Origin of the sequence: Flavobacterium sp. CFBP9031 (genome assembly GCF_034044945.1) — a bacterium.
In the GTDB taxonomy this organism is placed as follows: Bacteria; Bacteroidota; Bacteroidia; order Flavobacteriales; family Flavobacteriaceae; genus Flavobacterium.
Genome location: NZ_JAXCWF010000021.1, coordinates 25,309 through 38,957 on the forward strand (window position 1 = coordinate 25,309; position 13,649 = coordinate 38,957).

At 34.1% G+C, this 13,649-nt stretch carries 11 protein-coding genes; 8 read left to right on the forward strand and 3 right to left on the reverse strand.

Translation table 11 applies throughout. The annotated features are described in order from the left end of the window. Positions 1-167: 167 nt before the first annotated feature. The 5 genes from SOM12_RS23570 (at position 168) to SOM12_RS23590 (ending at position 4,205) form a co-directional block, all read left to right on the forward strand. Positions 168-656, forward strand: a complete 489-nt coding sequence (locus SOM12_RS23570; RefSeq protein ID WP_095929744.1) for a nuclear transport factor 2 family protein — start codon at positions 168-170, stop codon at positions 654-656. A 263-nt stretch (positions 657-919) separates the two neighbouring features. After that, positions 920-2,302, forward strand: coding sequence for an ammonium transporter (locus SOM12_RS23575; protein WP_250834390.1), 1,383 nt, complete (start codon positions 920-922; stop codon positions 2,300-2,302). A gap of 138 nt (positions 2,303-2,440) precedes the next feature. Then, positions 2,441-3,118 (forward strand): tRNA (guanosine(46)-N7)-methyltransferase TrmB, encoded by a 678-nt coding sequence (gene trmB, locus SOM12_RS23580; protein WP_320495819.1) that lies wholly within the window; start codon positions 2,441-2,443, stop codon positions 3,116-3,118. Between the two features lie 42 nt (positions 3,119-3,160). Next, a complete protein-coding gene (locus tag SOM12_RS23585) occupies positions 3,161-3,796 on the forward strand; it encodes a LysE family transporter (protein ID WP_095929741.1) in 636 nt (211 codons plus the stop codon). A gap of 82 nt (positions 3,797-3,878) precedes the next feature. Continuing rightward, positions 3,879-4,205 (forward strand): MGMT family protein, encoded by a 327-nt coding sequence (locus tag SOM12_RS23590; RefSeq protein ID WP_320495794.1) that lies wholly within the window; start codon positions 3,879-3,881, stop codon positions 4,203-4,205. Positions 4,206-4,311: 106 nt separating this feature from the next. Here SOM12_RS23590 and SOM12_RS23595 read toward each other — a convergent pair whose 3' ends face one another. Together SOM12_RS23595 and SOM12_RS23600 are read right to left on the reverse strand one after the other, a co-directional pair. Further along, complete coding sequence (locus tag SOM12_RS23595) at positions 4,312-5,637, reverse strand: HAMP domain-containing sensor histidine kinase (RefSeq protein ID WP_320495796.1); 1,326 nt, start codon at positions 5,635-5,637, stop codon at positions 4,312-4,314. Between the two features lie 146 nt (positions 5,638-5,783). Beyond that, positions 5,784-7,136, reverse strand: a complete 1,353-nt coding sequence (locus SOM12_RS23600; protein WP_320495797.1) for a sigma-54 dependent transcriptional regulator — start codon at positions 7,134-7,136, stop codon at positions 5,784-5,786. A 160-nt stretch (positions 7,137-7,296) separates the two neighbouring features. On the opposite strand from SOM12_RS23600, the gene SOM12_RS23605 reads away from it, so the two are divergent. The 3 genes from SOM12_RS23605 to SOM12_RS23615 all read left to right on the forward strand — a co-directional run bounded on the left by SOM12_RS23605 (position 7,297) and on the right by SOM12_RS23615 (position 11,929). Continuing rightward, a complete protein-coding gene (locus SOM12_RS23605; protein ID WP_320495799.1) occupies positions 7,297-8,547 on the forward strand; it encodes an efflux RND transporter periplasmic adaptor subunit in 1,251 nt (416 codons plus the stop codon). A 111-nt stretch (positions 8,548-8,658) separates the two neighbouring features. Beyond that, complete coding sequence (locus SOM12_RS23610) at positions 8,659-9,366, forward strand: ABC transporter ATP-binding protein (protein WP_248729096.1); 708 nt, start codon at positions 8,659-8,661, stop codon at positions 9,364-9,366. Between the two features lie 133 nt (positions 9,367-9,499). After that, the gene (locus SOM12_RS23615) at positions 9,500-11,929 is read left to right on the forward strand and encodes an ABC transporter permease (protein WP_320495800.1); all 2,430 of its coding nucleotides are present in this window, start codon (positions 9,500-9,502) and stop codon (positions 11,927-11,929) included. A gap of 65 nt (positions 11,930-11,994) precedes the next feature. Here the strand turns inward: SOM12_RS23615 and SOM12_RS23620 are convergent, their stop codons facing one another. Beyond that, entirely contained in the window at positions 11,995-13,596 is a 1,602-nt protein-coding gene (locus SOM12_RS23620) for a L,D-transpeptidase family protein (RefSeq protein WP_320495801.1), read from the reverse strand. Positions 13,597-13,649 lie beyond the last annotated feature (53 nt).

Consider the following 13,649-nt stretch of genomic DNA (forward strand, 5'->3'; position numbering starts at 1 on the left):
TTTTATTGATGAATCAAATATAGTGGTTTTTTGAGAGATTAAATCACATGAGTAATGTTAATGATAATTAAACACAGGATTTTAAATTGTTTTGAAAACTTCCATTTCCTTATATCACTTACATGGTTCAAAAAAAATTATAACTTTAAACTCAAATACTATATCTCATGAAAAAAACACTTTTACTTCTTTTATTCGTTGCTTCTTTTGCCAATGCACAAACAGACAAAAACAAAATCAATCAGACTTTAGATGCGTGGCATAAAGCTGCCGGCGAAGTAAAATTTGATGCTTACTTTAATACATTGGCAGACGACGCAATTTACATTGGAACCGATGCAACCGAGAATTGGACTAAAAAAGAATTTGCCGTTTGGGCAAAACCCTTTTTCGACAAAGGAACTACATGGAATTTTAAAGCTTTAGAGCGTCATATCTTTTTTGATAAAAGCGGAAAGATTGCTTGGTTTGATGAATTGCTAGACACACAAATGAAAATCTGTCGCGGTTCTGGAGTTTTGGTTAAAGTGGGGAACGAATGGAAAATTCAGCATTATGTTCTATCGATGACCGTTCCAAATGACGAAGTTGATGCTGTAACAAAGATAAAAGCTCCAATTGAAGACGCTTTGATCGCAAAACTTCAGAAAAAATAAAACATTTTACGGTTTTCTTATTATAAACGTAACTTTTTGAGCACTTTAGAAGCACTGTTAGCAGATTATTTTTAATTAATTCGGCAAAAACAGTGCTTTTTTGTAACTTTAGAATAAGATACTGTCAAAAAAACGAGCGGTATTTTACAAAATTCATCAAAATAAAACCTATACCTCTATTTTATCAGCCTTAAAAATAAGAATATTTATTTTTTTCTAACTTTGACCCCAAAAAAAATAGGGTTAAACAAAGTATTTTAAAAATGAAAATAGAAAAACGCTGGATTATCTCCTTTATCATGATAAGCGTCGTATGTACGATAGGGGCTTTTTGGCCAACAGTTACCGAAAATAATTATGTTTTATCAGAATTTGGAACGACAGATCATATCGTTCCTGCCGATGTTGCCTGGATGCTTACTTCGAGCTGTCTGGTTTTAATCATGACTCCTGGCCTATCTTTCTTTTATGGCGGAATGGTAGGAAAGAAAAACGTTATTTCGACCATGCTTCAAAGTTTTATCTGTCTAGGTGTCGTTACGCTTTTATGGGTTGTTGTTGCTTTTAGTTTAGCTTTTGGAGAACCGGTTGGTTTTGGTTCTGGCGACCATTTTTACAGCTTTTTTGGTAATCCGACCACTTTTGCTTTTATGGATTATGTTGGCGTTCTGCCTCATAAACAATTGGCCAATACGATTCCGTTTATGCTTTTTGCTTTGTTTCAGATGAAATTTGCCATCATTTGTCCTGCGATTATTACGGGTTCGTTTGCGGAGCGCGTTCGTTTTATTTCTTATTTAGTTTTCATTAGTTTATTTACCATTTTTATATATGCTCCTTTATGTCACGCGGTTTGGTACCCAACGGGCATTTTAGGAAGTTATTTTGGTGTTAAAGATTTTGCTGGAGGAACTGTGGTGCACATGAGTTCTGGTTTTGCAGCTTTAGCCGGAGTTATTGTTTTAGGAAAAAGAAAAAACAGCCAGCATATTCCAACCAATATTCCGTTTGTATTATTAGGAACAGGAATGCTTTGGTTTGGATGGTTCGGATTCAACGCTGGATCTGCTCTTGCTGCCAACGGAACTGCGGCTATGGCTTTTGCTACAACGACAACTTCATCGGCTGCAGCGATGTTAACTTGGATTTTCTTTGACAGAATGAACGGAAGAAAAGTTTCTGCTTTAGGCGCTTGTATTGGAGCTGTTGTAGGTTTAGTTGCCATTACGCCTGCTGCAGGATTTATTTCGGTGCCAGAAAGTATGTTCTTTGGATTCATTACAGCTTTGGTTTCTAATACCGCTGTAAATTGTAAATATTCTAAAAAATTCGACGATACGCTTGACGTTTTTGCTTGTCACGGTGTTGGCGGAATTATGGGAATGATCCTAACCGCTATTTTCGCTCACGGCGAAAATGCAAGTTTACTTCACGGCGGATGGAATGTTTTCGGACATCACATGATGGCATTGGTTCTGGTTTCAGTCTTTACTTTCTTCGGAGCTTATTTCTTGTTCAAAGTAACCAATTTCATTATTCCGCTAAGAGTTTCAGAAGAATCAGAACACATCGGATTGGATTTATCACAACATGATGAAACATTAGATCCGAAATCAAAACCAATTACTGAGCCACATTACGGTTAAAAATATTTTTTTCAGCCACGAATTCATGAATTTTATTTTTAAAATAATTCGTGAATTCGTGGCTGAAAACTTTTTAAACCTAATTACGCTATTTTCATTCGTTTATATTCCTTAATTTTGCCGAAAATTTTTGTAAAAGTGGGAAGTAAAAATAAACTAAAAAGATTCAGAGAAAACGAAACATTTCAAAACGTTTTTCAGCCAACCAGAGAAGAAGTTGTAGGCGATTTAATGCCTTTAAAAGGAAAATGGAACTCTGATTTCTTTAAAAATGATAATCCATTAGTTTTAGAATTAGGATGTGGAAAGGGAGAATATTCTGTTGGATTAGCAGAAAAATACCCAAACAAAAATTTTATCGGAATTGATATTAAAGGTGCACGTTTCTGGCGTGGTGCCAAAACTGCTGTTGAAGACGGACTTCATAATGTTGCTTTCGTTCGTACACAAATCGAATTGATCAATCATATTTTTGCTGAAGGCGAAGTAGACGAAATCTGGATTACTTTCCCAGATCCGCAGATCAAATACAAAAGAACCAAACACAGAATGACCAATTCTGAGTTCTTGAAATTGTACAAAAAAATCCTGAAAAAAGACGGTGTCGTAAATCTTAAAACCGATAGCGAATTTATGCACGGATATACTCTTGGATTACTTCACGGAGAAGGTCACGAAGTTTTGTATGCCAACCATAACGTCTATAAAAACGAAGGAAGCCCAGAAGTTGTAACTACTATCCAGACTTTTTACGAAAAACAATATTTAGAAATTAATAAGGCAATTACGTATATTCGTTTCAAAATTAAAGACTAACTTTAATTTTAAAACCTTTATCTAACCGATTTTAATAACTAAATGACCTATCTTACCCCATTACTTTCAGGCTTTATTGCTGCAGCCATCGGGACTATTCCGCCAGGATTGCTCAATATGACAGCTGCCAAAATAAAAATGAAAGAAGGCAAAAAGAATGCTTTATGGTTTGTAATCGGGGCTGTTTTAGTTATTTTTTTTCAAGCTTATGTTGCCGTATTGTTTGCTCGCGTCATAGACAATCGTCCAGATGTTGTAACCTTATTGCGTGAAGTTGGTTTTGTCATTTTTTCGATCTTAACTATTTACTTTTTGTTTTTTGCAAAAGATCCGATAGCAAAGAAAAAAACGAAAATCAAAAAGAGTAAAAAAAGCAGTTTCTTTCTCGGAATGTTGCTTTCTGGATTAAACTTCTTTCCGATTCCGTATTATGTTGTCGTAAGTGTTACTCTGGCCTCATACAATCTTTTTACATTTCAAAACCCGATTATACTAACATTTGTATTAGGTTCTGTTCTTGGGGCTTTCGGAATTTTATACAGCTATATTGCTTTCTTCGGAAGAATAGAAAAGAAAACCGATTACTTCATGAGAAACATGAATACTATTATCGGGACCATTACTGGATTAGTAGCTCTAGCAACACTTTTTAATATCCTGAATTACTACTTCGGATAAATAAAACGAACCATTAAGAGATTAAGAAAAATTAAGTTTTTATCTTTATTAACTTCATATCTTACTAGAAAAACATTTTAAAATGGCAGAGGAAAATTTTTTCGAAAGAGTGTATGTAATCGCCAGACAAATTCCGTTTGGAAAAGTTACTTCTTATGGCGCTATTGCAAAAGCATTAGGCACAGCTCGTTCCGCTCGAATGGTCGGCTGGGCAATGAATGCCTGTCATAATATGGATGATGTTCCTGCGCACAGAGTGGTTAACCAAAAAGGGCTTTTGACAGGAAAACATCACTTTGACGGAACCAATTTAATGCAGCAACTTTTAGAAAATGAAGGAATAAAAGTGGTCAACAATCAGATTGTAGATTTAGAAAAGCACTTTTGGAAACCGGAAGTTGAGATTTAAAAACAGTCATATCTCGTCTGTCAGGCTGAGCGGAGTCGAAGCCCTTTAGCGCAAGAATGGCTTCGACTCCGCTCAGCCTGACAAAGACAACCTCACCTTATTATTTTCAAATCAAACAAATCACAAAACTTGTTTTATCTTCATCAGTTTGATAGCTTAGATAACCTCCGTGAGCTTCTATAATATTCTTAGAAAGCGTTAATCCTATTCCAGCTCCATCTTTTCTGGTGGTGAAAAACGGAAGGAAAACTTTATCTCTAATTTCAGCATCTACTCCTTTTCCATTATCTGAAATCACAATAAAAAAACGATTATTTTCGGTATAGCTTGAGATCATTAATTTCTTTTCTATCTTTTCTTTTAAAGCATGAATACTATTGGTAATCAAATTGATTATGACCTGCTCCATCTGATTTTTATCAATCATAATAGAACGTGAACTGTGTATTTCATTCATCAATTCTATTCTTTCTTCCTTCAAGATCGGACTCATAATTCTAAGACAATCTTCAAACAGCGCATTGATTGGTGTCATTTGTTTATTTGGCGTTGGTAGCATTGCCAGTTTGCGATAATTTTCCACGAAAAACTGTAAATGATCGCTCCTATTTATGATGGTCGAAATACTGCTTTTGATATCTTCAAAATCGTCATCTTCCAATTCATCCTGATCTACAATGTGGAGCAAATTCTGCGAAAGCGCACGAATAGGCGTTAAAGAATTCATTAGTTCATGCGAAATAATCTTCATCAGATTAATCCATGCTTCTTTTTCTTTTTTCTCAATAACGCGCTGGATACTATCTAGCAAAATGATAAAATACTCTTTGTCATAAGTCTGCGTAAGAGAAGTTTGCAACATAAAAGTCTGCAGGTCCTGATCTTCAATTTTGATTGAAATAGCGGTTTTTAATTCTGCAAAACCAACCTTTTCAATTTCACTGCACAAACTCGGAAGATAGTTTTTAAGGTATTTCCAATGACTTACTTTTGGCACTTTGAAAAGATTCGAAAAACAGTCGTTCATTATAAAAATGGACCAATCTTCATTTTCTTTTTCTAAGATTAAAGCAGCGGTATCAATACTATTCAAAATCGAACGATAGATTAATTCTTTAGAGATCTGCTCTTGTTTCTGAACCTTTAAAGTATCATACAAAAGGTAGAGACTATTAAAATTGTCTTTTTTATGTTCTTCTGGAAAATGGGCAGAAAAGTCGTCATGCAAAATAGAGTTGATCGTTTTGTCATAAAACAGCAACTGGTTTTTGACAAAAAAATACATTTCGATTAGAAAAATCAAAACAAAAACACCCACTAATAAAGCGTTGTATTGAAATCCTTTGTAAAACAATAATGCACTGCCAATAAAGAGCGCCATTACAAACACAACTCTTACAAACAACGCGTTATAAAATTTCCAGTTTTTCATTTAATTATTTTTTTGTCACGTTTTTTTCTAGCCTCAGATTAAAAAGATTAAAGGGATTTTTTATCTGCTGAATTTGCAAAATCTGCGTGAAACTAAAATTTAAGACAAAGCAAAAATCTTGATTCTCGCCTCTTGCTTCTTCCTCTTTAATTCTTCAAATCGTATTTTTCTATTCTTCTGTACAACGCAGCCCGCGACAATCCTAATTCTTCAGCCGTTTTACTGATGTTTCCGTTATGCTTAAAAAGTGCTTTTTCAATTGCGCCTTTCTCCATTTCCGATAACGGATTTTCATCATTTTCCTGAATTTCTTCGAAGTTCAGAATATCCAGATCCATTACAGAAATGGTATTGTTTTCTGCTAAAATCAAAGCGCGTTCAATTTTGTTTTCCATTTCTCGAACATTCCCTTTCCATGGATATTTTTCAAGATAGGACGCAGCATTATCTTCAAAATGCCAATTTTCCTGATTGTATTTTTCAGCAATCTGTTCCAGAATAAAATTGGCCATCGGTACAATATCGTCTTTTCTTTCTCTTAAAGAAGGCAGATTAATTTCCATGGTATTAATTCGGTACAGCAAATCTTCACGGAACGTTTTATTTTTGACTTCTGTTTTAATATCACTGTTCGTTGCGGCAATAACACGAACATTCAGCGATCGTGGTTTGCTTTCGCCTAAACGCGTTACGGTTTTGGTTTGTAAAACGTGCAATAATTTAGCTTGAAGATGCAGCGGAATATTTCCAATTTCATCTAAGAAAATAGTTCCGTTTGATGCATTTTCGAAACGGCCAGCGGTATCGATTTTAGCATCCGTAAAAGCACCTTTGGCGTAACCAAAAAGTTCACTTTCAAACAGATTATCGCTTAGAGAACCTAAATCTACATGTACAAAAGGCTCGTTTTTCCTTTCAGAATGCTGATGAATAAATTCGGCAAAAACATATTTTCCCGTTCCATTTTCGCCCAAAATCAAAACATTGGCATCTGTTCGGGCGACTTTTTCGGCAATTGAATAAGCTTGCTTTATTTTTGCTGAAGTGCCGACAAAATATTTCTTTTCGGTCTTCTCTGCTTTTTCTGAAGCTGTTTTTTTACTGTTTTTTCTGCTTTCGGTAACAGCTTTATCAATAACTTCTATCAATTTTTCGTTATTCCAGGGCTTTAGCACATAATCAAAAGCTCCAATTTTAATACCCTCTACAGCGGTTTCAATTTTACCAAAAGCGGTCATTAAGATCACAATTGTATTCGGAGAAAGCGTTTTAATTTCTTTCAACCAATGAATTCCTTCACGCCCATCTTCAAAACCAATTCGGTAATTCATATCCAGCAACACCACATTTATGTCATTTTCGCTTAAGATTGAAATGATTTTTTTAGGACTATTAGTTGTAAAAATCGTCTCGAAATGTTTTTTAAGAATCATTTTTGCAGAAAAAAGAATTTCTTCCTGATCGTCAACAACTAATATTTGGGCTAGTTTTTTTCTCATTTGGTCTTTTTTCTGTCCGCTTCCGAACGGTCAACTGTTCATTATCGGACACTGCTTTTTAGAAGTGTTTTTTAGAGTCTCTTTAAAATCAATACTTTACAGATAATAAATTTTATGGCACAATATTTACCTATTGATTATCAGTAAAATAATTTAAAAAATGGACACGATAATTCCTCGTAAAAGTAAAAAATTTAGATATCTCGCAATAGCAATTGCTGTTTTTTTAGTTTTGCTCGTGATCGTCCTTTTTGCATTTAACACCAAAAGAACTTTAAATGTAAAAGCCGACGAATTGGTAATTCAAAAAGCAGAAAAAGCCTTTTTTGAAGATTTTGTTGTTTTTCAGGCAAAAGTAGAACCTCTGAATGTTATGCTTGTAAATGTTACTGAGGGAGGTTCTGTAAAAGAAATCTTTGTAGAAAATGGCGCAATGGTTACCAAAGGACAATCGTTGGCTCGTTTGTACAATCCGAATACAGAATTGAATTATCTGACTCAGGAAACCGCTATTATCGAGCAAATCAACAATTTGAATACAGGGAAATTAAATATCAGAAATCAAGAATTAAACTTAAACAAAGATTTGGTTTTGATAGAGCACGATTATAACGATGCGAAGAGATTATATGATATGAATGCGAAGTTGTATGAGAAAGATGTAATTTCTAAAAATGACTGGAATACTTTTAAAGAAAGCCTTCGTTTTCAGGAAGAACGCAAAAGAACAATTCAGCAGAGTATTCAAAAAGAAAAACAAAGCAATCAGGTTCAGATTTCGCAAATAAACCGTTCGATCCAGACTATGGAAAAAAGTTTGGATATTCTTAGAAACAACAAAAAGAACTTTTTAATTACAGCACCAGAAACAGGACGATTAACCTCTTTTGAACCTGTTTTAGGAAAGACTTTTCAGGCAGGTGCAAGCATTGGAAGAATCGATTCTAACAAAGGTTACAAGCTGATTGCCGAAGTAGACGAATTTTATCTGGAAAAACTTAGAGAAGGTTTAAAAGGACAGGTAGAATTTAAAGGGAAAAATCTTGAAATTATCGTGACCAAAGTAATTCCTGAAGTAAAAGGCGGACGATTTACTGTGGAGCTTGCTTTTGTAAGTAAAGAAAATATTGTTCTGCAGGACGGACTTAGTTTTGGCGTAAAACTGATTTTGTCTGAAAAGAATAGAACTTTGGTAATTCCGAGAGGAGCTTTTAACCAGGAAGCAGCAGGAAAATGGATTTTTGTCGTAAACGGAAACAAAGCAGTAAGAAGAAATATCAAACTAGGCCGCGAAAATCCTTCGTATTATGAAGTGCTGGAAGGCTTAAAAGAAGGCGAATCTGTAGTTACTTCTTCTTACAGCGATTATAAGGATATCGAAGAGCTTTCTCTGGAGTCGCAGTCACAGTAATCAGTGTTCAGTATTTAAGTTTTCAGTTTTCAGTCTCAGTTTACAATTATAAAAACATCAATCATCAATCAAAAAACGTATTTAAATAACATTTCAAAACCTAAAAAAATTATGATCACAATTCAGAATTTAACCAAAGTTTTTAGAACAGAAGAAATAGAAACTGCTGCTTTGAGCGGTATCAATTTAGAAATAAAAAAAGGAGATTTTTTAACCATCATGGGGCCTTCTGGATGTGGAAAATCGACTTTATTAAATATTATCGGGCTTTTGGATAGCGCAAGCACAGGAAGCTACAAACTGCTAGACCAAGAAATGATTGGCTTAAAAGAAAAAGGCAGAGCGCAAGTGAGAAAAGAAAACATTGGTTTTATTTTTCAGAATTTCAATTTAATTGATGAGCTTTCTGTTTACGATAATATCGAATTGCCCTTGCTTTACAACAATGTAAAAGCTTCTGAAAGAAAACAGAAAATTGAGGCGATTGCTGAGAAACTTAATATCTCTCATCGTTTGAAACATTTTCCGCAACAGCTTTCTGGAGGACAACAGCAAAGGGTTGCCGTTGCAAGAGCTCTGGTAAATGATCCAAAAATTATTTTGGCCGATGAGCCAACAGGAAACTTAGACAGTAAAAACGGTAATGAAGTAATGGAACTTTTAACCGATTTACACGCTAAAGGCGCTACCATTTTGATGGTTACCCACTCTGATTATGACGCTTCTTTTTCGCAAAGAACCATTCATATGAAAGACGGAGTTATATTTTCTGAGAAATTAAATCAACGCAATGTTGATGTTTTTATGGACGCTAAATAATAAAGTGATGATTAAAATTATTGTTACTGCACTTGTAGTTCTGGTAGAACTAGTATGCAAAATATTTACTATGATGTAAAACCGAAAGGTTTACTAAAAACAACCATATCAACTATAAAAAATATACCTCAAAATGATTTTTAACTGGTTTAAAATATTTATATATCATTTAAAACAAAGCAAATTGTTTTCGTTTTTAAATGTTTTAGGACTAAGCATCGGGATTGCTTCTGTCATTTTTGCGATCTTATATTGGAACAATGAAAACGCATACGATCAATGGAATCCTGAAAAAGAGAATGCTTATCTTGTTCTAAACAAAATTGGTTCGGGAGATATCTGGGCGACTAGTTCGATCCCTTTTGGCGAGACTTGTAAAGCTACAATCCCTGAAATTGACAAAATTTGTTTTCTCTACAATTGGTACGAAGATGGCGTTGTTAAATTTCAAAATCTAAAAATATTAGATAAAAAAGTTATCCGTACAGACGAAAACTTTTTTGATTTTTTCCCTTTTGAAATTATAAAAGGAAATAAACAGAACATTTTAAAAGAAAAAAATAGTGTTGCCGTATCCGAAGATCAAGCAAAATTGCTTTTCAAAAACGACGATCCAATTGGTAAATCAATTACGTATGGTAATGGCGATTATATCGTAAAAGCGGTTTTTCGCGTAACTAAACCGTCTTCAATCGAGCCAAATTATGTCTTTAACGGGGTTAAACGCGAGGGCGACAGAGATCAATGGGGGAATTTTAATTATGCTTTAATGGTCAAAGCTAAAAAAGGAACCAATTCTGCTGCTCTTATAAAGAAAATGCAAAATGTAATTTTTGTTAACAGAACCGTAAAAGATGCCAAAGCCAGCGGTCAGACCGTAGAGCAATATTTAAAAGAAAACGGACAGGTAGAAGTGATCCTAGATCAATTGAAAACGTCTCGTTTATATGGCACAATAAGTTCAGGAGGCCAAAATTTTCCTGAAGGACAGGGCAATTTAAAATTGCTTTACATTATGGGCGGTTTGTCTGTTCTAATCTTATTCTTATCTATCGTAAATTATATCAATTTGGCAACTGCATCGGCCATCAAACGTGCCAAAGAAGTAGGTGTGCGTAAAATTGTGGGTGCAACAAAAAAACAAATTGTTACGCAGTTTATTTTTGAAACCTCTATAATCGTAACGCTTGCAATTGTTTTTGCACTTGCAATTGTAGAACTTTCATTGCCTTATTACAATACCTTTTTGAGAAAAACTTTGACTATGAATGGCGGCGAATTTTACCTGCAGCTTATTTTTATATTTGGATTAGTAATCGTTCTTGCGGGTATTTTCCCTGCTGTTTATATCTCAAATTTTAAAACATTAAAGGTTTTAAAAGGGAATTTTTCAAGAAGTAAAAGCGGTATTTGGATTCGAAACTCAATGCTTATCTTTCAATTCGGAATTGCTGCCTTCTTTATCATTGGAGCTTTGATTGTTAATTCGCAAGTTAGTTACATGATGAACAAAGATCTAGGCTTTAGCGGTGATCAGGTACTTTCTATTACCTACAACACAAAAGACCGATTAAGCAGAACAGATAAATATTTAGCAGAGAAACAAGAAATTAAAAAAATTCCAGGAGTTGTAGATGTTACTACATTTGCCGGCACTTTTGGAGGCAATTCGGGATCAAGTTCAGGATTTAAGCATAATGGAATTTTTGTACAGCCAAAAAACATCGAAATGGATTTTGGATTTCTTGAAATGATGAAGATTAAAATCGTTGAAGGACGCGACTTATCTGCTCAATTTGCTTCAGACACTGTAAACGGCATGCTTATAAACGAGACACTTGCCAAAGAACTAAATCTTAAGAATCCAGTAAACACCATGATAACATCGGGCTGGAGTATTGGAAACAGTGATAATTTGAAGTTTAAAGTTGTTGGAGTTGTGAAAGACTTTAATTTAATCAATTTACAGAATAAGGTTCCGCCAATGGTTTTTATTAGTTTAAAAACGCTAAAATGGAATAATTTTAATAGAGTGCTTGTAAAGGTTTCTCCAAATAATTTAACAGAAACGTTAGAAAAATTGAAATTATATTGGGAGAAAAACGTCAACCATGACTATCCATTTGATTACGAATTCGTTAACAAAGGATTCGCAAAAACTTACGAAGAGCAAGTCAAACAAAAAAACCTCTTTTTCATCCTAAATTTGGTCGTAATCATAATTGCTATATTCGGATTATTCGCTTTGGCATCATTTTCGATGGAGAGAAGATTGAAAGAAATCGCCATTAGAAAAACATTAGGAGCCGAAACAGATATACTCTTAAAAGAATTGTCGAAACAATATATTGTTTTCTGTTTTATAGGATTTGCAATCGGGATTGTTCCTGCTTATATATTATTACAGAAATGGCTTGAAGATTTCGCTTTTAGAATTGGAATATCGACAGTTCCGTTTATAATTGCCCTGATTTCACTTTTGTTTTTAACATTAGTAATTGTTTTAACAAAAGCATTTCAGGTAACTAGAATAGATGTATTAAAATATCTAAAATACGAATAAGCTTGTAGACCATTTTTTTTAAAGAAGCCCGACAGATTTCAGTAAAATCCGTCGGGCTTTTATTTTTAATCTTTCATTGTAATGGCATCATTATAAATCAACTTATCCAGACTTTGGTCTCGATCGTAAACATCTGGGAAAAAATTAACTTCTCCATTGTCCTGAACCCAACAGGTAAAATAACCTATATAAACCGGAATTTTACGTTTAAGCATGCAGGTTGTTTCTTTTCCGCCATTCATAGCACTCTCAATTTTGTCTGCCGGCCAGTCTGGATCGTCTTTTAAAATATGCAATGCAAGCTGTTTGGCTTCTTTCACATTGATACAGCCGTGGCTAAAAGTGCGTTTTTCAAATTCGAATAAACTTTTTGCAGGCGTATCGTGCATATAAATATCGTTTGGATTTGGGAACATGAATTTTACTAATCCCAGCGAATTTTTCGGTCCTGGTTTTTGTCGCACTTTACCTCCATTCCATTCCATGTTATGCTCTTCCAAATAGTTCTTATCACTTGCAATCTGGAGTTTTAATTCGTTTTGAATAATGCTATTGGGTACGTACCAATACGGGCTAAATACTATTCGATCCATACTTCCACTAAAAATCACTGTTTCACTAAGTCTGTTACCCACAAAAATGTCCGAAACCAGATCATATTTTCCGTCCTTAACATAAAACAGTCTAAATGAAGGAATATTAACCATAACGTACTCGTCTGCTTTTGCCAATTTGGTCGGAATCCATCTGCATCTTTCCATGTTCAACATAATGGTTCTGATTCTCTTGCTAATCGGCTCATTCATTTGATTGATAATATCTCTCGTTAGGGCATAATTTATTTTTAAATTATATCTTTTTTTATAATTTAAAACTCCCGCCATCAATTCTTCATCATAAATATCACTTCCAGAATCTTGTTTTAAATCTCCTACTACAAATAAGCGATTTCTAATTTGTTTAATGGCGATAGCTGTATCGTCTGGTCTTAAATCTTTAAAAGTCGCACTGTCAATCGCAATTTTCTGCCATAGATTATCGGTTTCAATTTTACGGTATTTTTTCAGCGCATCTTTCAATCTGTAGTATTGGCTGAATAACAGATTATCGTCTTTATCCAATCTATTGGAATCTACCATTAACGAATCTAGAATATGAGAATACGAAATGGATTTTGCAGGCAGATACCATCCTATTTTTTTCAATGTCGCAGGATCAACTCCAGAATACACATTGCTCGCATAAAACACATACATGCTGGTCAACAGTAATTCGGTATCAAGCTGAGATGGTTTATTTGAAGAACTTTCATTAAATGCCTCATCAATTTGTTCTTTATAAGGCATTTTTTCTTCAATTCCCTGATCTTTCAGAACATTTACTTTCTGATACAATAAGGATCCAAATTCAGTGATACTTTTATCATCATACCAAATAGATTTGTACTGTTTGGCTTTATAAATATCATCAACATCTTTCTGATATTTTTTAAGCTTTGGATATTTCTTGAAGAAGGCATTGATGGAAGCCGCATCGATTGTAATGACAGCAACATCTTTTCGATTTGACAGATCAGAATTGCTTTTAGCATTGTTTGACAATGAATTGAATGAAAATGCAAAAAAACTGACTGTAACAATAATTAAAGAAAAAGTAAAATTTCGCATATTTTTAAAGTTTAAATTGGTAGAAATAACTTTAAAAAAAATACCGAAAACCC